The 19,099-nt window shown below is 74.1% G+C and carries 17 protein-coding genes; 3 read left to right on the forward strand and 14 right to left on the reverse strand.

Annotated elements, in window-relative coordinates:
* Positions 1-94: 94 nt before the first annotated feature.
* From AB5J87_RS09625 to rimP, 13 genes are all read right to left on the reverse strand, one after another.
* A complete protein-coding gene (locus AB5J87_RS09625) occupies positions 95-607 on the reverse strand; it encodes a hypothetical protein (RefSeq protein ID WP_369375966.1) in 513 nt (170 codons plus the stop codon).
* Positions 585-1,892 carry a WXG100 family type VII secretion target gene (locus tag AB5J87_RS09630; protein WP_369375967.1) on the reverse strand — a complete coding sequence of 436 codons (1,308 nt, stop codon included), beginning with the start codon at positions 1,890-1,892 and terminating at the stop codon, positions 585-587. Before AB5J87_RS09630 ends, AB5J87_RS09625 begins: the two co-directional genes overlap by 23 nt.
* Before the next feature lie 46 nt (positions 1,893-1,938).
* Positions 1,939-2,229 carry a DUF6317 family protein gene (locus tag AB5J87_RS09635; protein ID WP_369375968.1) on the reverse strand — a complete coding sequence of 97 codons (291 nt, stop codon included), beginning with the start codon at positions 2,227-2,229 and terminating at the stop codon, positions 1,939-1,941.
* The gene (locus AB5J87_RS09640; RefSeq protein ID WP_369375969.1) at positions 2,226-2,621 is read right to left on the reverse strand and encodes an SAV_915 family protein; all 396 of its coding nucleotides are present in this window, start codon (positions 2,619-2,621) and stop codon (positions 2,226-2,228) included. Before AB5J87_RS09640 ends, AB5J87_RS09635 begins: the two co-directional genes overlap by 4 nt.
* 179 nt (positions 2,622-2,800) lie before the next feature.
* On the reverse strand, positions 2,801-3,760 hold the full coding sequence (locus AB5J87_RS09645) for a bifunctional riboflavin kinase/FAD synthetase (protein WP_369375970.1): 960 nt from the start codon (positions 3,758-3,760) through the stop codon (positions 2,801-2,803).
* A 63-nt stretch (positions 3,761-3,823) separates the two neighbouring features.
* Entirely contained in the window at positions 3,824-7,675 is a 3,852-nt protein-coding gene (locus AB5J87_RS09650) for a trypsin-like peptidase domain-containing protein (RefSeq protein WP_369375971.1), read from the reverse strand.
* Positions 7,676-7,857: 182 nt separating this feature from the next.
* On the reverse strand, positions 7,858-8,760 hold the full coding sequence (gene truB, locus AB5J87_RS09655) for a tRNA pseudouridine(55) synthase TruB (RefSeq protein ID WP_369375972.1): 903 nt from the start codon (positions 8,758-8,760) through the stop codon (positions 7,858-7,860).
* Complete coding sequence (gene rbfA / locus AB5J87_RS09660) at positions 8,757-9,209, reverse strand: 30S ribosome-binding factor RbfA (protein ID WP_369375973.1); 453 nt, start codon at positions 9,207-9,209, stop codon at positions 8,757-8,759. The genes truB and rbfA overlap by 4 nt, the downstream gene beginning before the upstream one ends.
* 38 nt (positions 9,210-9,247) lie before the next feature.
* Positions 9,248-9,541: a DUF503 domain-containing protein gene (locus AB5J87_RS09665; protein WP_369375974.1), complete on the reverse strand. Its 294-nt coding sequence runs from the start codon at positions 9,539-9,541 to the stop codon at positions 9,248-9,250.
* Between the two features lie 190 nt (positions 9,542-9,731).
* Positions 9,732-12,818: a translation initiation factor IF-2 gene (gene infB, locus AB5J87_RS09670; protein ID WP_369375975.1), complete on the reverse strand. Its 3,087-nt coding sequence runs from the start codon at positions 12,816-12,818 to the stop codon at positions 9,732-9,734.
* A 148-nt stretch (positions 12,819-12,966) separates the two neighbouring features.
* Positions 12,967-13,245 (reverse strand): YlxR family protein, encoded by a 279-nt coding sequence (locus AB5J87_RS09675; RefSeq protein WP_369375976.1) that lies wholly within the window; start codon positions 13,243-13,245, stop codon positions 12,967-12,969.
* Positions 13,246-13,376: 131 nt separating this feature from the next.
* On the reverse strand, positions 13,377-14,369 hold the full coding sequence (gene nusA, locus AB5J87_RS09680; RefSeq protein ID WP_369375977.1) for a transcription termination factor NusA: 993 nt from the start codon (positions 14,367-14,369) through the stop codon (positions 13,377-13,379).
* Positions 14,370-14,371: 2 nt separating this feature from the next.
* The gene (rimP, locus tag AB5J87_RS09685; RefSeq protein ID WP_369375978.1) at positions 14,372-14,869 is read right to left on the reverse strand and encodes a ribosome maturation factor RimP; all 498 of its coding nucleotides are present in this window, start codon (positions 14,867-14,869) and stop codon (positions 14,372-14,374) included.
* A gap of 190 nt (positions 14,870-15,059) precedes the next feature.
* On the opposite strand from rimP, the gene AB5J87_RS09690 reads away from it, so the two are divergent.
* Genes AB5J87_RS09690 through AB5J87_RS09700 form a run of 3 tightly spaced genes read left to right on the forward strand, consistent with a single transcriptional unit; the run spans position 15,060 to position 16,945 of the window.
* The gene (locus tag AB5J87_RS09690; protein ID WP_369383446.1) at positions 15,060-15,596 is read left to right on the forward strand and encodes a hypothetical protein; all 537 of its coding nucleotides are present in this window, start codon (positions 15,060-15,062) and stop codon (positions 15,594-15,596) included.
* On the forward strand, positions 15,593-16,024 hold the full coding sequence (locus tag AB5J87_RS09695; RefSeq protein WP_369375979.1) for a ferritin-like domain-containing protein: 432 nt from the start codon (positions 15,593-15,595) through the stop codon (positions 16,022-16,024). Before AB5J87_RS09690 ends, AB5J87_RS09695 begins: the two co-directional genes overlap by 4 nt.
* An 18-nt stretch (positions 16,025-16,042) precedes the next feature.
* Positions 16,043-16,945, forward strand: coding sequence for an aminoglycoside phosphotransferase family protein (locus AB5J87_RS09700; protein ID WP_369375980.1), 903 nt, complete (start codon positions 16,043-16,045; stop codon positions 16,943-16,945).
* Positions 16,946-17,352: 407 nt separating this feature from the next.
* Here the strand turns inward: AB5J87_RS09700 and AB5J87_RS09705 are convergent, their stop codons facing one another.
* Positions 17,353-19,053 carry a proline--tRNA ligase gene (locus AB5J87_RS09705; RefSeq protein WP_369375981.1) on the reverse strand — a complete coding sequence of 567 codons (1,701 nt, stop codon included), beginning with the start codon at positions 19,051-19,053 and terminating at the stop codon, positions 17,353-17,355.
* Positions 19,054-19,099: the final 46 nt, after the last annotated feature.

The raw sequence follows: 19,099 nt of genomic DNA on the forward strand, positions 1-19,099 counted from the left end.
GGGTGGGATCGGGAGCGGGCCGACGGCGGGGCGGAATCGGGCCGGTGACAGCCGCAGACGGCTGCGCTCGACGGCAGTCGCTCCCCCCGTCCGGCTACGGAAGCGCCCTGCGCGCCCCCACCTCCGACGGCAGTTCCCGTACGAACGTCGCCGCGCACATCGTGCCCAGCCACCACGCCATCACGGCGGGCAGCAGCGGCAGCATCAGCACCATGAGGCCGCGGCTGCTCACCCCGCTCGCCGCACCCCGCCGCGCCTGCCCCCGGCGCGCCCAGCTCTGCTCGGGCGTCGGCGGATCGGCGAGCCGCTCGCGGATCTGACGGCGCCCGCGCACCCAGCCCCAGCCGAGTCCGGCGACGGCCGCCGCGCCCTCGACGGCGTAGAGGGCCCGGCGCGCGCCGTCCGGCAGTCCGGAGACCAGACCGCCGAACAGGGCCCAGGCCGCCGCGCACACCAGGGCCGCCACCAGCAGGGACGCACAGCCCGAGCCCGCGCGCCGCAGCCAGTACCGCGGCCCCCGGCGGTACCAGGTGGTGCCCACCACGGGCAGTTCCGCGGGGGCGGGCCGCCGGGAAGGGGGCCGCTCAGAAGAGGCTCGTGAAGCCATGCCACACCTTCTTCGCTCCGTCCTTGACGTCGCTGCCGAGCCGGGTGACGTCGTCCCAGGTGTCGGAGGCCACGTTGGCCGAGCCGTGCAGGACGCCGCCCACCACTCCGTGGTCGTGGATGTCCTCGCTCCAGTGCTCGTGGAACGCCTCGTCGAGCAGGTCCGTCGTGCCGATGATGACGAGGCCGCCGACGCCGGCCACCACGGCCACCGGGACGGTGATCTCCGAGCTCGCGACCAGCGCGACCGCCGCGGAGCCCGCCGCGAGTCCGCCGAGCGCCGCCCCGCCGTCCACCACCACGGAGTGCGTCCACGACCAGCCCTTGTCGTGGTCGTCCTTCGCCTCCAGGAGGCCGCAGACGCTCGCCGCGGCGACGTCGACGACCGGGATCTCCTTGAGGAAGTCCGGCAGCTTCTCCAGGCCCTTGCCCAGTTTCAGCGCGTCCGCCGCGTCGCCGACCTTCACGTTCAGCGCGTGGTCGTACGGGAGCGCCGAACTGCCGTGCTCGGCGCGGGCGATGTCGGTCTCCAGGCCGTCCAGCTTGGTCAGCGCGTCCTTGTAGGCGAGCCGGGCCGGTGAGTCCTTGGGGAGCGCCTTGCCCTGCTTCTGCCAGTCCTTGCGTTCGGCGCGCAGGTCCTTCTTGGCCTGCTCCGCCTCCTTCTTGGCGTCGTCGAGCCGGTCGGCCGCGTCGTGGCCCTTGACCCGGGTGCGCTCGGAGTCGTACGCGTAGAGGCCGCGCAGATAGTCGGCGATGGTGACCTTGTCGCCCGGGGACACCTGGGAGGTGTCCTCCTCGTACAGCTTGTCGAGCGCCTCGGCCGCGTCCAGGCGCGCCTGCTGGGCGGTGTGGAGGATCTCGTCGCGGACGGTGCCGTAGTCGGTCAGCGCCTTGATCGACTTCTGTTCGGCGTCGGAGGGCGGATTGTTGGTCATGAGCTGGCCGGGGACGCCCTTGGGGCCCATCGGGACGCCCGACCTGGCGGCGACGTCCTCGGCGTTCTGCAGTGCGCTCTCGGCGGCCGAGAGGTGGTCGGCGAGCGTGGTGAGGATCTCGCCGGCGGCGTGGACGAGTTCGGCGAAGCCGCCCGCCGTCAGCGCGTCCTCGCTCCACTTCGCGCGGAACGACTCGGCGGCGTCGCCCTCCCAGGCGGCGTCCTTGGCCAGCTGCTCGACGACCGTGCCGAGCGGCTTGACGATCGATTCGAGGTCCTTCTTGGCGTTCTTGTAGGCGTCGCCCATCGCGCGGATGCCGCCGATGTCGCCGCCGACCCAGCTGTCGGTCACCGCGCGCCCTTCACTTCCGGAGCCGTGCCCGGGTCCGCTTCACGATTCACACCAGGTCCTCGAAGAGTCCGTGGACGTCGATGTCGTTGCGCTGCATCGAGTCGTGCGCGTACTTCACCTTGTCGCCGTGGTCGTCGAGCCGGTCGGCCAGCTTGTCGTGCAGGCCGGCGATCAGATCGGCGACGGCCTTGATCGCGGCGTCGCACCCGGCGTCACCGGATCCGGCCACGGCGGGCTTCACGTTGGCGTGCATGTCCCGGTAGGCACCGGCTTCCTTGTGGAAGGTGGACGCCATGGCGTCCAGATCCGCCAGGATGACCTTCACGTCCGCGCTCATGCCCCTGCCCCGCCCTCTCCGTACGTACGCTCCAGGTCCTCGGCCCGCCATCGGCGCCCGCCCTGCGCGACCTCGGGGTCGAGGCGGACCTTGGGCAGCCGGGCCTCGCGCATCGCCTCGGTGAACGGGCCGAGCGAGAGGGCGATCCAGGGCTGCATCGGGCCGAGCGCGCCCACCAGCTTCGGGAGCGTGCTGAAGGCCACCGGGACCGGCGGTCCCGAAGGGGGTCTGAGCAGCTCGAAGTCGACGTGGGGCGCCGAGCCGTCGGCCGGGTAGCGCGGATGGGCCGGGACGAACACCGGCGTGTGGTACGGCGGGACGCCGGGTTGCGCGCTCTTCGCCGCGTCGACGCCGACGATGCCGAGGATCCGGGACGCGTTCGGTTCAGCCACGTGTCTCAACTTATGCGGCCGTTCAGAGCGTCAATACGACGAAAACCGCCCAAAGCCTTCACCCATGGTCAATGGATGCCAGGTCTTGGGCGGTTTCTGGTCACTGGTTGACCAACGTTTGACCGGTACTCCAGCTACTCCAGCGCCGGCCGGTACCGGTACCACGCCTGCGCCAATGCCTACGCCTCGTCGGCCTCGTCCGCCTCGATCAGCTCGGTCGAGCGCTTCACGTCGCGCGCGATCGCTTCGAGCAGCGCCTCGATCGACTCGAACTTCTCCTGGCCGCGCACATAGGCGAGGAAGTCGACCGCCACGTGCAGCCCGTACAGATCCAGCCCGACGCGGTCGATCGCGTACGCCTCGACCGTGCGCTCGGTGCCGTCGAACTGCGGGTTGGTGCCGACCGAGATCGCGGCGGGCATCCGCTCGCCGTTCGCGGTGAGCCAGCCCGCGTAGACGCCGTCCGCCGGGATGGCGGTGTGCGGCAGGGTCTCCACGTTGGCGGTCGGGTAGCCGAGCTCCCGGCCGCGCTGGGCGCCGCGTACGACGACGCCCTCGACCCGGTGCGGACGGCCGAGGATCTCGGCCGCGCCCGCCACGTCGCCCTCGGCGACCAGCCGCCGCGTCAGGGTGGAGGAGAACGGCTGCCCGCCGCCCGCCTCGCCGCTGACGAACAGGTCGATCACGTCGACCTCGTAGTCGTACGTCTCGCCCAGCTCGGCCAGGAAGGCCACGTTCCCGGCGGCCTTGTGGCCGAAGCGGAAGTTGGGGCCCTCCACGACCACGCGCGCGTGGAGCTTGTCGACGAGCGCCTTCACCACGAACTCGGCGGGCGACAGCTTCGAGAACTCGCTGGTGAACGGCAGGATCAGCAGCGCGTCCACGCCGAGGTCCGCCATCAGCTCGGCGCGCCGGTGGTGCGGGGCGAGCAGCGGCGGGTGGCTGCCGGGGCGCACGACCTCGCTGGGGTGCGGGTCGAAGGTCACCACGACCGAGGGGATGCCCAGCTCGCGGGCGCGCTCCACGGCCCGCCCGATGATCACCTGATGACCTCGGTGCACCCCGTCGTAGGAGCCGATGGTGACGACGCTGCGTCCCCAGTCCTGGGGGATGTCCTCCAAGCCACGCCAGCGCTGCACTGTGACCGCTCCTCGCCCGAAACTCGCCCGAAATCCGAACCCTTGTGCGTGCGAGAAGGCTTCTCACACAGGTCTAAGACTGCCATGCCCGGCGTGCGCGGCCCGCATCGGCATGGGCACAGCAAGCGACTCGACGCTCCGCCGGGCGCTCGGACCGACCACCGCCGCCCACTCGTGCGGCGCCTGGACCAGCCAGCCCGCCACCTGAACGGCGAATTCCGGTACGTCCCCGGCCAGCTCGACCAGGAACCGGTCGAAACAGGAAGCGCCCTCCGCCGTCCGGCCGAACAGCAGCCCCGTCCGGTGCACCAGATCGCGGGTGCGCACCTCCGGGCGCTCCCCGGCGCCCCGCGCGGCGGCCCGCAGCAGCTCCTCCAGCACGCCCGCGTCCCGCGACTCGTACCGCTCGTACTCCAGCAGTACGTCGAGCAGCTCGGCCCGCAGGGGGCGCGAGGTGCGGCTGCCGGGCGCCGCGAGCACCGGTGCCAGCGCCCGCCGCAGCCGTGGCGCACAGCTCCGCAGCACGGCCGTGACCAGCGGAAACAGCACGGCCCTCGCCGCCGGGCCGTACTCCAGCCGGCGCTCCACGAACGCGGCGACGTCCGGCGCGCCCTCCGGATGGCGGTCCGCGTACCCGCGCACGAGGGCTGCCGCGCGACGGGCGAGCGCGGGCGTGTTGATCTCGGCGAGCGCCCTCAGCACCTCCGCCGCGCCCTCCCCCGGCTGGTCCAGACGGGTCTGGAAGGCGCCGAGCACCGGCTCGGGGTGGGTGGTGAGCGCGGCCACCAGCGCGGCGGCGGGCAGCCGCGGGTCACCGCCCGCGTACCGGGCGAGCGTCTTGTCGAGATAGCGGGCCCGGGTGCGCGGATCGCGGACCAGCAGCCCGAGCGCGGCCCCGTGCAGCGGAGTGTCGGCGGGCCGGGCCAGCAGGGCGAGCGCCGCGTACCGCAGCAGGTCGCGGTCGGCGCCGGTGGTGACGTACGGGGCGACCCTCGGCCCGTACGCCGCCGCGGCCACCCGCCGCTCCGGCCGGTCGTCGTGGGCCCAGCGGTCCACCGCCCGGCAGAGCGCCGACGGCTCGTCCTCGGCGAGCGCGGCCAGCAGTTCGTCGGCGCGGGCGTGCGCGGTGGCGACCAGCGCCTCGGTGAGGTCGTCGACGGCCAGTGCGCGGCGGGCGTAGAGCAGGGCCTGCGCGGCCCCGGCGACCGTCGGGCGCATCTCGCCGCCGGGCGGGGCGGGCAGCGCCCGCTCGTCGGTGAACCACCGGCACAGCAGCGGCTGTACGCCGCGCGGCTCGGCCGCCAGCCGCCGGTCCACCGCGTCCAGGTACCGCTCCCAGCCGGGCGCGCCCCCCGGCTCGCCGTCGGCGGGCACCAGCCGCCGCAGCAGGTCCATCCGCCGGTCGTCCCCGATCCGCAGCCGCTGCCAGAACCAGGGGCCGAACTCCCCGAGCCCGCCGAGCCGGTCGGGGCCGCCGCCGCGCACCGACCGCTCGCTGATCCGGTCGGCGAGCACCCGCAGCACGCCGAGGTACTGCCGGGGCTCGGGCACCCTCAGCAGGGTCTGGCCGAGCAGCTGGACGGCCCACCAGGTGGCGTCGGCGGCCCGGCCCGGCCGCTCGTCAGCGGCCCGCGGCCCCGGCACGTCGACGGGTGCGCGGTCGGCGGGTTCGGAGTCGGCCGGTTCGGGGCCAGTGGGTTGGCGGTCGACGGGTTCGCGGTCGGCCGGTTCGGAGTCGGCGGCGAGCCGGTCCAGCGCCTCCACCAGCCGCTCCAGGCGCGGGGCGAGCCGGTGCGGGCCGTGCTGGCGGTCGACGAGCAGCAGGGCCTGGAGGACCGGGCCGATCCGGTGCCGGGGCACCGGCAGCGAGCGCGGCGCGTCCTCGGCTCCCGGGGCCCCCTGCCCGTCGGCGGCGGCCGGCGGGGGCTGCACGGAGGTACGGGAGCGGCGCCCGCGCCGGGTTCCGGCCCCGGCGGCCGGGGCCCGCCCGCCCTCGCGCGGCCCGGGCACCTGGGGCGCGGCCGACGCGCCCCGGGAACCGGGCGGCGGCGGAACGTAGGCGTCCGGCTCCCGGTCGGGGCCCTCGGGGCGGCTCGTCCCGGGCCGCGACGGCAGCGCCGGGGCCCGCCCGTCGGCCCCTGAGTCGGCGCACCAGCGGTGGACCAGGGCGTGCAGGGCCGCGTCCAGGTCGAGGTGGGTGGCCTGCACCCAGTCGGCCAGCTCCTCGTGCGCGAAGCGGTAGCCGGAGCCCGCCGGGACCAGCAGCCCCTCGGTGAGGACGGCCGAGGCCCAGCCGGTGCGCCAGGGGAAGACCTCCTCGAAGTTCTCGCGGTCCAGCTCGCCCTGGCCGGGGCCCAGACAGCGGCGGGCCGCCTCGTGGACGCGGCCCGCGACCCGCGCGGCCAGCCGCCGGACCGCCGTGCCCCGCAGCGGCGGACGCCGGGCGGCGGCGAGACGGACCGCGATCCGCAGGCACATCAGGTCCAGATGGGCGGTGAAGACGTCCTCGCGCCCGGGGCGGCCCGGCACCTCGCCGGGCAGCGCGTCGCGCACCTCGGCGAGCAGCCGCAGCGTCAGCGGATGGCGGCCCGCCCGCTCGGCGAGGGCGCCGTCGGGGATGCCGTAGCGCTCGCGGGCGCGGGCCGCCTCCTTGCGGGAGAGGTCGCCGATCCGTACGGCGGGCGGCAGCCGGGGCGCCGCCACCGGGTGCAGTACCTCGGGCGGGTAGAGGGCGCCCGCCTGCTCCCAGTGCTCGGGGCGGCACGCCACGACCAGCCGCACCCCCGTCTCGCGCAGCCACCGCGCGGTCCCGGCGGTCCACTCGGCGAGCCGGTGCGCGAGGACCGGCGGCATCTCCTCCGGCCCGTCGAGCACCACCAGCAGGGGCCGCCCGGCCTCCCGGGCGAGCCGGGCCACCCGCCCGGGGGTGGCGCACTCCATGTCGCCGGTGGCGCCCGCGGCGGCCACGATCCGGCCCGCCTGGCCGAGCGCCCGGGCCACCGCGTCGGCCACCGAGCCGTCGCCCGCGTGCAGATCGGCGCCGCGCAGCCAGACGGTGGGCGCGGGCCCGGCGCCCTGCGCGCGGCGGGCGGCGAGCGCGGCGAGTTCGGTGGTGCGGCCGGTGCCGGGGTCGCCGACCAGGCCGAGCACCAGGGCCGGACCGGCCGCGAAGTCGCTGAACTGCCGTACGGTGAGCCGCCGTTCGACCGGATCCTGCCAGGCGCTGGGCCCGCCCACCGAGCCCACCGAGGTCGCGGTGAGCTGGAGGGCACCCGCCAGGTTCAGGTCCTGTCCGTACGCCGGTACGGTCGCCGCGTTGCGCAGCAGCAGCTCCCGCAGGGGGTCGCAGTCGGGCCGCAGCGGCACCGCGAACCCGGCCGCCCGGTGCGCCGCGTGCAGGGCGGTGCCGAGCACGCCGAGCACCGCGCCGGTGGCCGCGTCCAGGACCGGCCCGCCCGCCGCCTCACCGCCGAGCCGCAGCGCCTCGGCGCCCTCGGTGCCGATCGCCAGCTCCAGCGCGGAGTCGAGGAGATGGAAGCGGTCGGTGGCGGTGTAGGTGACCGGGGACTCGCCGAGCACCCGCGCCTCGCGCCAGCCGTGCGCGGCGATCCGTACGTAGGTGCCCGCGCCGATCGAGGCGCGGGCGGCCACCGGCAGCGGGCGCACGCCCAGCCCCTCGGTGCGCACCAGTGCGAGATCGGCCTCCGGCAGCGGGGTGACGGCGTCGGCCTCGGCCAGATGGGTGCGCTCGCCGGGGGCGTGCAGCACCACCCGGCTGAGCCCGTCCACGGCCTCGTGGCTGGTGACCACGGTGCCGCGGTCGTCGGCGACGAAGCCGGTCCCCCGGGCCCGTCCCGCCAGATCACAGATCCGTACCAGCGTCTCCCGGCCCCCGTCGCCGTCCCCGCGTCCCATGTCCGAAACGGTAGGTCTGCGGTGATCCGCCCGAGAAGAACGCGAGGCGAACGCGCCCCCCAATGCACCCTGTTTTCACTACGAGCGCCCGCCCACGGGGGTGAAGACGGCTGCGGCGGGCCCACGAGGGACCCGCCACACGGGTGGAGCACCGGGGCGGCCACAGGGCCTGCCGGTCGGCCCTAGCCGAACACCGCCAGGCTCTTGGCCTTGCCCCGCTGGCTCTCCACCAGCGCGAGCATCTTGCCGCCCGGCCCGTAGACCGCGACCGGCCCGCCCTGCCCGTACACCTCGGGCATGTCCAGGCGCACCCCGTTCAGGAGCAGCCCGGCGCGCCGCTCGTCCACGTCCCAGCGCGGGAACGCGGCGGCGGCGGCATCGGCCACCGGCATCACGGTCAGCTCCTCCTGGAGCTGGTCGAGGGTGCGGGCCGCGTCCAGCCCGTAGGGGCCGACCCGGGTGCGGCGCAGCGCGGTCAGATGGCCGCCGACGCCGAGCCCGGCACCCAGGTCGCGGGCGAGGGCGCGGATGTAGGTCCCCGAGGAGCAGACCACCGAGACGACCAGGTCGACGACGGGGGTGCCGTCCTCGGCCACGGCCTCGCGCACGTCGTAGACGCGGAAGGAGGACACCGTCACCGGCCGGGCCGGGATCTCGAACTCCTCGCCGCCGCGCACCCGCGCGTAGGAGCGCTTGCCGTCGATCTTGATGGCCGAGACCTTCGACGGCACCTGCATGATGTCGCCGGTCAGCGCCGCGACCCCGGCGTCGATGCCCTCGCGGGTCACCTTCGAGGCATCGGCGGACGAGGTGATCTCGCCCTCGGCGTCGTCGGTGACCGTGTCCTGGCCGAGGCGGATCGTACCGAGGTACTCCTTCTCGGTCAGGGCGAGGTGCCCGAGCAGCTTGGTGGCCCGCTCGACGCCCAGGACGAGCACGCCCGTCGCCATCGGGTCGAGCGTGCCCGCGTGGCCGACCCGGCGGGTCTTGGCGATCCCGCGCATCTTGGCCACGACGTCGTGCGAAGTGAAGCCGGACGGCTTGTCGACGATGACAAGGCCGTCCGGCACCGGGTTCTGGCTCATTCGGCGGCGGTACCCTCGTCGTCCTCGTCACCGGGCTTCTTGTACGGGTCGGCGTCGCCGGCGTACTGGGCGCCCGAGGAGACCTCGCGGACCGCGGCGTCGGAGGCCCGCGCCTTGTCGAGGAGGTCCTCGATCGTCTTGGCGTTCTCCGGCAGGGCGTCCGCCACGAACGTCAGGGTCGGCGTGAACTTGGTGCCGGCGGCGGCGCCGACCGCGGAGCGCAGGATGCCCTTGGCGCTCTCCAGCCCGGCGGCGGCGCTGGCCCGGTCCTCGTCGTCGCCGTAGACCGTGTAGAAGACCGTGGCCTCCCGCAGGTCGCCGGTGACCCTGGTGTCCGTGATGGTCACGTGCGTACCGAGGCGCGGGTCCTTGATGCCGCGCTGCAGCTTCTGGGCGACCACCTCCCGGATGAGGTCCGCCAGCTTCTTCGCCCGCGCGTTGTCGGCCACTGGTCCTTCTCCTTCTTTGCCTTGCTCAAGCTCAAGATTCAGTCTTCGTCACTGTGGAGCCGGCGTCGCACCGACAGCAGCTCCACCTCGGGCCGGGCGGCGACCATGCGCTCGCACCGGTCCAGTACGTCTGTGAGGTGCCCCGTGTCGCCGGAGACCACCGCCAGGCCGATCTCGGCCCTGCGATGGAGGTCCTGGTCGCCGACCTCCGCCGCGCTCACCGCGAACTTGCGCTGGAGCTCGGCCACGATCGGCCGGACGACGGAGCGTTTTTCCTTCAGCGACCGCACGTCGCCGAGAAGCAGATCGAAGGACAGCGTCCCCACATACATAGGTGTCCGGATGTCCCGCCGGTACGGGGTAGATGGCCCCGCCGACCACTTGACGGGGACATCAGAACCGTACACGCAACGGCCGGGGCCGATCGACGGAATAACCTCCGCCGACCGGCCCCGCCCGCCCGTCGCGCGGCCACCGTTCCTGGTGGATCGCGCTCCGGGCGGGCTCCTGTCACTGCGACGATCAGCCGCGCGGCTTCTCGCGCATCTCGTACGTCGCGATGACGTCGTCGATCTTGATGTCGTTGAAGTTTCCGAGGTTGATACCACCCTCGAAGCCCTCGCGGATCTCCGTGACGTCGTCCTTGAAGCGGCGCAGACCCTCGATGTTGAGGTTCTCCGCGATGACCTTGCCGTCCCGGAGGAGGCGGGCCTTCGTGTTCCGCTTGACCTCGCCGGAGCGGATGAGGACACCCGCGATGTTGCCGAGCTTGGACGAGCGGAAGACCTCGCGGATCTCCGCGGTGCCGAGCTCGACCTCCTCGTACTCCGGCTTCAGCATGCCCTTCAGGGCCGCCTCGATCTCCTCGATGGCCTGGTAGATCACCGAGTAGTACCGGACGTCGACGCCCTCGCGCTCCGCCATCTGCGCGGCACGGCCGGCCGCACGGACGTTGTAGCCGATGACGATGGCGTCGGAGCCCATCGCCAGGTCGATGTCGGACTCGGTGACCGCACCCACACCGCGGTGCAGGATGCGGATGTCGACCTCTTCACCGACGTCGAGCTGGAGCAGCGAGGACTCGAGAGCCTCGACCGCACCGGACGCGTCGCCCTTGATGATGATGTTGAGGTCCTGGACCAGACCGGCCTTGAGCACCTTGTCGAGGTCCTCGAGGGACACCCGGCGGGTGCGCTTGGCGAAGGCGGCGTTGCGCTCGCGGGCGGCACGCTTCTCGGCGATCTGACGGGCCGTACGGTCCTCGTCGACCACCAGGAAGTTGTCGCCGGCGCCCGGGACGTTGGTGAGACCGAGGACGAGGACCGGGGTCGACGGACCCGCCTCTTCCACGTTCTCGCCCTTGTCGTCGAGCATGGCGCGGACTCGGCCGTACGCGTCACCGGCGACCATCGTGTCGCCGACGCGGAGGGTACCGCGCTGGACGAGGACGGTGGCGACGGCGCCGCGACCGCGGTCGAGGTGGGCCTCGATCGCGATGCCCTGCGCGTCCTGCTCCGGGTTGGCCCGCAGGTCGAGCGAGGCGTCGGCGGTGAGGACGACGGCCTCCAGCAGGGAGTCGATGTGCAGACCCTGCTTGGCGGAGATGTCGACGAACATGGTGTCGCCGCCGTACTCCTCGGCCACCAGACCGAACTCGGTCAGCTGACCGCGGACCTTGACCGGGTCCGCGCCCTCGACGTCGATCTTGTTGACCGCGACGACGATCGGGACGCCGGCGGCCTTGGCGTGGTTGAGCGCCTCGATCGTCTGCGGCATGACGCCGTCGTTGGCCGCGACCACGAGGATCGCGATGTCGGTCGACTTCGCACCACGGGCACGCATGGCGGTGAACGCCTCGTGACCCGGGGTGTCGATGAAGGTGATCTTGCGCTCTTCGCCGTTGACCTCGGTACCGACCTGGTAGGCACCGATGTGCTGGGTGATGCCGCCGGCCTCGCCCGCCACGACGTTCGTCTTGCGGATCGCGTCGAGCAGTCGGGTCTTTCCGTGGTCGACGTGACCCATGACGGTGACGACCGGCGGACGCGCCACGAGGTACTCCTCGCCGCCCTCGTCCTCGCCGAACTCGATGTCGAAGGACTCGAGCAGCTCGCGGTCCTCCTCCTCCGGGCTGACGATCTGAACTTCGTAGTTCATCTCGCCCGCGAGGAGCTGGAGGGTCTCGTCGGAGACGGACTGCGTGGCAGTGACCATCTCGCCGAGGTTCATCATGACCGCGACCAGCGACGCCGGGTTGGCGTTGATCTTCTCCGCGAAGTCGGTGAGGGACGCACCGCGCGACAGGCGAACGGTCTCGCCGTTGCCGCGGGGCAGCATCACGCCGCCGACCGACGGGGCCTGCATGGCCTCGTACTCCTGGCGCCTCTGACGCTTCGACTTGCGGCCACGACGGGCGGGCCCGCCGGGACGGCCGAAGGCACCCTGCGTGCCGCCACGGCCACCGGGGCCGCCGGGACGACCGGCGAAGCCGGGACGACCGCCGCCGAAGCCGCCGCCACCACCGGGAGCGCCGCCGCCACCGCCGGGACGGCCGCCGAAGCCACCGCCGCCACCGGGACGACCGCCGCCGCCGGGACCGGCCGGACGGCCGGCGAAGCCGCCGCCCGCCGGGCGACCGGCGCCGCCCGGACGGCCACCGGGGCCGCCGGGACCACGGCCACCGGGGCCGCCGCCGGGACGCGGGCCCGCAGCGGGACGCTGCGGCATCATGCCGGGGTTCGGACGGTTACCGCCCGGAGCGCCGCCCGGACGCGGGGCGCCGCCCTGCGGACGGGGCATGCCGCCCGGGGTCGGACGGGGAGCACCCTGGCCCTGCGGGCGCGGAGCGCCACCGGGGCCGCCCTGCGGACGCGGGGCACCACCGGGGGCACCGGCGCCGCCGGGACGCGGCGCGCCGCCACCCGGACGGGGCGCCTGCGGGCGCGCCATGCCGGTGGAGCCGCCGGAGGTGAAGGGGTTGTTGCCCGGACGCGGACCCGCGGGACGGGCACCGCCCGGACGCGGGGCGCCCTGGCCCTGCGGACGCGGGGCACCCGGACGGGCACCCTGGCGCTCGCCGCCCTGACGCTCGCCCTGACCGCCGGAGGCGGCGGGACGGGCGGCCGGACGCGGGCCGGGGGTGGCACCCGCGGGACGCGGGGCCTGCTGCGGCGCGGGGGCCTGAGCCGCCGGAGCCGAGAACTCGGCCGCGGGGACCGGAGCCGGCTTGGCCGGCGCGGGCTTCGGGCCCGGACGCGGGCCGGGGGCCGGCGCCGCGGCGGCGGGGGTGCTGCTCTTGGGGGCCTCGGCGGCGGCCGGCTTGGGGGCCGGGGCGCCGGGCTTGGGGGCAGCGGGACGTGCCGCCTGCGCCGGGGAGGGCGCGGCGGGCTTTGCGGGCGCCGCCTTGCGGGGCGCGCTCGGCTTGGCAGCGGACTTGCCGGCGTTGCCACCGGGCCCCTGCAAAGCGTCGGTCAGCTTGCGTACAACCGGCGCCTCGATCGTCGAGGACGCCGAACGGACGAATTCACCGAGTTCTTGGAGCTTGGCCATGACGACCTTGCTCTCAACCCCGAACTCCTTGGCGAGTTCGTATACCCGGACCTTAGCCACTTCGCTCCTTTTAGGTCCGGGTTACCGCCGGACCGTCGCTACTTCATGGGCGTACTCATCGCGTACTCATCGAGTGCTCATCGCAATCTCGACCTACTTCCAACTCGCGAGGTACCTGACCGCACGGGGTTCCGTGCCGTACTTCTTCTTACTGTGCTGCCTGCTCGACGTGCTGACGCACCGCCTCGCTGTCGAGCTGCTCCTTGACCTTGAAGGCCCGGGAGAGCGCCCGGCGGCGGACCGCCAGGTCGAGACAGACCGAGGCCGGGTGCAGATAAGCACCCCGGCCGGGCAGCGTACCGCGAGGATCGGGGGCGCAGGCGCCCTCGATCACCACGATCCGCAGCAGATCGCTCTTGGCCGCTCGCTCCCGGCATCCCACGCAGGTTCGCTCAGGGCATGCGCGGGCATGCGTCCGGCCAGACACGTTTAAGTCTACCTCCCCGTACCGACCTCACCCCTTTGGGGCAAAAATCGAACGGCCGTTGTCCTAAAAGATCGCCACGACGGGAACAGCGGAAGGGCCCGGGTTTGTTCCCGGACCCCTTCGCCGTCGGGTCAGTCCTGGTCGGCGGGCTGCTCGGTGTCCGGCCGGATGTCGATGCGCCAGCCGGTGAGGCGGGCGGCGAGCCGGGCGTTCTGGCCCTCCTTGCCGATGGCGAGGGAGAGCTGGTAGTCCGGCACGGTCACCCGTGCGGAGCGGGCCGCGAGGTCCACGACCTCCACCCGGGACACCCGCGCGGGGGACAGCGCGTTGGCCACCATCTCCGCCGGGTCGTCCGACCAGTCCACGATGTCGATCTTCTCGCCGTGCAGCTCGGCCATGACGTTGCGCACCCGGCCGCCCATCGGGCCGATGCAGGCGCCCTTGGCGTTCAGGCCGCTGCGGGTCGAGCGGACCGCGATCTTGGTGCGGTGGCCGGCCTCACGGGCGATGGCGGAGATCTCCACCGAGCCGTCCGCGATCTCCGGCACCTCCAGGGCGAAGAGCTTCTTCACCAGATTGGGGTGGGTGCGCGAGAGGGTCACCGAGGGACCGCGCACGCCCTTCGCCACCCGTACGACGTACGTACGAAGGCGCAGGCCGTGCGTGTACTCCTCGCCCGGGACCTGCTCCTGCACCGGCAGGATGGCCTCCAGCTTGCCGATGTCGACCAGGACGTTCTTGGGGTCCTTGCCCTGCTGGACGACACCGGTGATCACATCGCCCTCGCGCCCGGCGAACTCGCCGAAGGTGAGGTCGTCCTCGGCGTCGCGCAGCCGCTGCAGGATGACCTGCTTGGCCGTGGTCGCCGCGATCCGGCCGAAGCCGTTCGGGGTGTCGTCGAACTCCTTGGCCTCCTGGCCCTCTTCCAGGTCGGCCGGGTCTTCCTTCGCCCACACGGTCACATGGCCGTTCTCACGGTCCAGCACCACACGCGCGCGGCGGAAGCTGCCCTCGGTGCGGTGGTAGGCGATGAGGAGGGCCGACTCGATGGCCTCGACCAGCAGGTCGAAGGAGATCTCCTTCTCCCGTACCAAACCCCGCAGGGCACTCATGTCGATGTCCATGGCTACGCCTCCTCTTCCTTCTTGTCCTTGCGGTTGAACTCGATTTCGACGCGCGCCCTGGCGATCTCGGCGAAGGCGACGCGGCGGGCGGTGGCCTTGCGGCCCTTCACGCCCGGCACCTCCAGGTCCAGGCCCTCCTCGTCGACGCCGAGGATGCGCGCGACGAGCTCGCCGCCCTCGGTCAGCGTCAGCCGGGCGAGCCGCCCGGTGGCGCGCGCGTAGTGGCGCGGCTCGGAGAGGGGGCGCTCGGCGCCCGGGGAGGTGACTTCGAGGACGTACTCCTCGTCCCCCATGACGTCGCTCTCGTCGAGCGCGTCGGAGACGGCGCGGCTGAGCTCGGCGCAGGTGTCCAGCTCCACGCCCTCGTCGGAGTCGACGACGATCCGCAGCATCCGGCGGCGGCCGGCCCGGGACACCTCGATCTCCTCGAGGTCGAGATCCTTCGCGCTGACGAGCGGTTCCAGCAGTCCGCGCAGCCTCTCGCTCTGGGTCGTGCTCATCCGGGTGACTCCTCGGCCGCGTGTGCTGTTGTGGGATCGTCGCGTACGGCATGCCCGTGCCGTCAGATCAAAGGGTATCCGGTCCGGAGGGGTGTTGCCGTCCACCGGGAGCACCGCGCGGGTACGCTCGCCTGCGGTGATCACTTGGCGGCCCCCGGGCCCACGGCCCGCAGGGGAGACAGACGTGCCGGTGACCGACGCCCCGACGGCGGGCACCCCGCGCAGAACCGCGCTCGCGGCCACCGGCGCCGCCGCGACCGCCCTGCTCACGGGCTGCTCGCGGTCGTCCGGGCCCGGCGCCGCCGACCGGGCCGCCCGGTCGCGCGCCGAGGCGGCGGCCCGCGCGGAGGCCGCGCTGCGCCGCCGCTCCGCCGCGCTGAGTGCGGCACTGGGCGACCGGTACGAGGAGGTAGCGGTGCGCCATCCGGCGGTACGGGACGTGCTCGCGCCGCTGCGCGCGGAGGCCGCCCAGCACGCGGCGGCGCTGGCGGGCACCGCGCCCCGCACCCCCGCCGCCGCCCCGCCCTCCCCTTCCCCCGCGCCGGTCCCCGACGATCCGGGCCGGGCGCTCGGGGAGCTGGCCGCCGAGGCCCGCCGGGTCTCGGACGCGCACACCGCCGCCCTCGCGGACGCGCCCCCCGAGCTCGCCCGGCTCCTGGCGTCCGTCGCGGCGGCGGGCGCGGTCCACGCCTATCTGCTCACCCGGCGGGAGGGCGGCGCGCGATGACTGCGGTGGAGGCGGCGCAGGCCGCGCTGGCCGCGGAACACGCGGCGGTCTACGGGTACGGGGTGGTCGGCGGCCGGGTCGAGGCGGCCCGTACGGCCGAGGCGCGCGAGGCGTACGCGGCCCACCGCGCCCGGCGCGACGCGCTCGCCCGGACCGTGCGCGACCTGGGCGCGGCCCCGGTGGCCTCGGCGCCCGCGTACGCGCTGCCGTTCCCGGTGCCGGACGCGGCGGCGGCCCTGCGGCTGGCGGCCGAACTGGAGGACCGGGTGGCGGGCGTCTACTCCGACCTGGTGCGGGCGGCCACCGGTCCGCTGCGCCGGGAGGCGGCGTCCGCGCTGCGGGAGGCGGCGGTGCGGGCGGGGCGGTGGCGGGGCGGCAGCGTAGCCTTTCCGGGGCTCGCCGAACGTCCGGGCCCCACTGTTGGCTGACCAAGGGACGACGCACGCATGGCTTTCGAAGCGCCTGAGCGGCTGGTACGCGCGCTCGGCGAGACGTACGGGGACGACGTCGCGGCGGGCTGGCTCGGGCGGCTGCCCGGCCTCGCCGACGCGGCGGTCGCGGAACGCGGGCTCGCGGTCGACCGGGTGCAGGCGCCCGGTGGCCGCAGCAGCCTCGTCCTCCTCGTACGGCGCCAGGACGGCACCGCGGCGGCGCTGAAGCTGGCCCCCGCCGAGGCACGGCCGGAGCTGGAGCGGGCGGCGCTGCGGCACTGGGGCGGCTGGGGCGCGGCGCAGCTCCTGGAACCGGACGCGGAGACCGGGGAGGGCCTCCTTTTGGAGCGCCTCCACTCCGAGGTCTCCCTGCGGTCGCTCCCCGAGGCGAAGGCGCTGCTGGAGGCGGCGGGGACACTGCGGCGGCTGTGGGTGGAACCGCCGGCCGGGCACGGCTTCGAGACGGTCGGGGAGCGGACGGACCGTCAGGCCGCCGCGATGGACGGGGCGTTGGCGGACGGGACGGCCGCTCTCACGCGGGCGGCGCTGGCGGCCCGCGCCGAGCTGCTGGCGGCGCCGCCCGAGGCGCTGCTCCTGCACGGCAACTTCCGCCAGAGCAAGGTGCTTTCGGGCGAGCGGACGCCGTGGCTGACGGTGGGGCCGGAGCCGGTGGTGGGCGAACGGGCCTACGACCTGGCCCGGTTGGTCCGCGACCGCGTCGAGGACCTGATCGCCGCACCCAGCGGGGCCTCGCAGGCCCGGCGCCGGGTGAACAAGCTGGCCGACGCGCTGGACGTGGACCGGGAGCGGCTGCACGGCTGGACCCTGTTCCGCGCGGTCGAGTCCGGCCTCCGCGCCCGCACGGCGGGCCGCACCCAGGAGGCCGAACTGCTGCTGGAGTTCGCGGGCTGGCTGTAAACCCGGCCCAGGGACCACCCGTGGGCCGGTGGGGGCTGGCCGCGCGGTTCCCCGCGCCCCTGAAGATGCCGCTGCGCGGCCATCCCCTGGACGCCCCGGGGGACGCTTCCAAGGGGCGCGAGGAACGGCACGAGAAGCGACCACAGCCCGCAGACAAACGAGGGCCCCCAAGGGGCGCGAGGAACGGCGCGAGAAGCGACCACAGCCCGCAGACAAACGACGGCCCCCCAAGGGGCGCGGGGAACTGCGCGACCAGCCCCGCACCGGCCCGCAGACGAACAGCACCCCTTCGCCAGCCCCGCACCGGCCCGCAGACGAACAGCACCCCTTCGCCAGCCCCGCACCGGCCCGCGGGCGAACCCGGGGGGACGGGGCCGGGGTGCGGGGCCGGGGCCCCGCGTCCGGGGTCAGCCCCGCAGGCGGGACACCGCCTCCTCCAGCGCGAGTTCCTCCCGCTCCCCCGTACGCCGCTCCTTCAGCTCGACCACACCCTCACCGGCCCGCCGCCCGACCACCAGAATCTTCGGCACGCCCAGCAGCTCCGCGTCCGTGAACTTGACCCCGGGCGACACCCCGGCCCGGTCGTCGACCAGCACCCGCAGCCCCGCCTCGGCGAGACGCGCGGCCACGTCGAGCGCCACCTCCGTCTGGAGCGCCTTGCCCGCCGCCACCACGTGGACGTCCGCCGGTGCGACCTCGGCGGGCCAGCACAGCCCCTGCCCGTCGGCGGTCTGCTCGGCGAGCGCGGCGACGGCCCGCGAGATGCCGATCCCGTACGAGCCCATGGTGACCCGCACCGGCTTGCCCTGCTGGCCCAGCACGTCGAGCTGGAAGGTGTCCGCGTACTTCCGCCCCAGCTGGAAGATGTGCCCGATCTCGATCGCCCGGTCGAGCTTGAGGCCCGCGCCGCACGCGGGGCACGGGTCGCCCTCCTCGACGACGACCACGTCGAGGTGGTCGTCGACCTCGAAGTCCCGGCCGCAGACGACGTTGCGCGCGTGCGTGTCGGCCTTGTTGGCGCCGGTCACCCACGCGGTCCCGGGCGCCACCCGGGGGTCGGCGATGTAGCGGACCTCGTCCAGGCCCTGCGGGCCGACGTAACCCCGTACGAGGTCGGGCCGGTCGGCGAAGTCCTCGGCCGTCACCAGCTCGACCACGGCGGGCGCCAGGTGCTCGCCCAGCTTGCCGAGGTCCACCTCGCGGTCGCCCGGCACGCCGACCGCCACGATCTCGCCGTCCACCTTGACCAGCAGGTTCTTCAGGGTGGCGGAGGCGGGCACGCCGAGCAGGGCGGCCAGCGACTCGATCGTGGGGGTGTCCGGGGTGTCCAGCTCCTCCACCGGGCCGGTCCCGGCCGCGTCGACGGCGGTGGCCGCGAAGGTCACGGCCTCGGTGTTCGCCGCGTACTCGCACGACGGGCAGTCCACGAAGGTGTCCTCGCCCGCGGCGGCCGGGGCCAGGAACTCCTCGGAGGCCGAGCCGCCCATCGCCCCGGAGACCGCCGAGACGATCCGGTAGTCGAGGCCCAGCCGCGCGAAGATCTTGCGGTACGCCTCGCGGTGCAGCGCGTAGGACTCGGCCAGGCCCTCGTCGGTGGTGTCGAAGGAGTACGAGTCCTTCATCTGGAACTCGCGCCCGCGCAGCACGCCCGAGCGGGGCCGGGCCTCGTCGCGGTACTTGGTCTGGATCTGGTAGAGCATCACCGGCAGGTCCTTGTAGGACGTGCACTGGTCCTTGACGGTCTGGGTGAAGATCTCCTCGTGGGTGGGCCCGAGGAGGTAGTCCGCGCCCTTGCGGTCCTTGAGGCGGAACAGCAGGTCGCCGTACTCGTCCCAGCGCCCGCTCGCCTCGTACGCCTCCTTGGGCAGCAGCGCGGGCAGCAGCACCTCCTGGGCGCCGATGGCGTCCATCTCCTCGCGGACGATGTTCGAGATGTTGTCCAGGACCTTCTTGCCGAGCGGCAGCCAGGTCCAGATGCCGGCCGCGTTGCGCCGCACGTATCCGGCGCGCACCAGCAGCTTGTGGCTGAGCGTCTCCGCGTCCGCCGGGTCGTCGCGCAGTGTCTTGACCATCAGACGGGACATGCGCTGGACCTGGGCGGCTGCCATGGGTTCTCTCCTGTTGCGTACACGGGTGGTGTCAGGAGGTTATCCG

The organism is Streptomyces sp. cg36, assembly GCF_041080675.1.
Lineage (GTDB): Bacteria > Actinomycetota > Actinomycetes > Streptomycetales > Streptomycetaceae > Streptomyces.

Bases quoted from the DNA above. Each gene is read 5' to 3' on its own strand.
- rimP (WP_369375978.1), bottom strand. From the start codon at position 14,869: ATGAGCACGACCCAGAGCGAGAGGCTGCGCGGACTGCTGGAACCGCTC.
- truB (WP_369375972.1), bottom strand. From the start codon at position 8,760: ATGAGCCAGAACCCGGTGCCGGACGGCCTTGTCATCGTCGACAAGCCG.
- AB5J87_RS09665 (WP_369375974.1), bottom strand. From the start codon at position 9,541: ATGTATGTGGGGACGCTGTCCTTCGATCTGCTTCTCGGCGACGTGCGG.
- AB5J87_RS09700 (WP_369375980.1), top strand. From the start codon at position 16,043: ATGGCTTTCGAAGCGCCTGAGCGGCTGGTACGCGCGCTCGGCGAGACG.
- nusA (WP_369375977.1), bottom strand. From the start codon at position 14,369: ATGGACATCGACATGAGTGCCCTGCGGGGTTTGGTACGGGAGAAGGAG.
- AB5J87_RS09635 (WP_369375968.1), bottom strand. From the start codon at position 2,229: ATGAGCGCGGACGTGAAGGTCATCCTGGCGGATCTGGACGCCATGGCG.
- AB5J87_RS09705 (WP_369375981.1), bottom strand. From the start codon at position 19,053: ATGGCAGCCGCCCAGGTCCAGCGCATGTCCCGTCTGATGGTCAAGACA.
- AB5J87_RS09625 (WP_369375966.1), bottom strand. From the start codon at position 607: ATGGCTTCACGAGCCTCTTCTGAGCGGCCCCCTTCCCGGCGGCCCGCC.
- AB5J87_RS09695 (WP_369375979.1), top strand. From the start codon at position 15,593: ATGACTGCGGTGGAGGCGGCGCAGGCCGCGCTGGCCGCGGAACACGCG.
- AB5J87_RS09650 (WP_369375971.1), bottom strand. From the start codon at position 7,675: ATGGGACGCGGGGACGGCGACGGGGGCCGGGAGACGCTGGTACGGATC.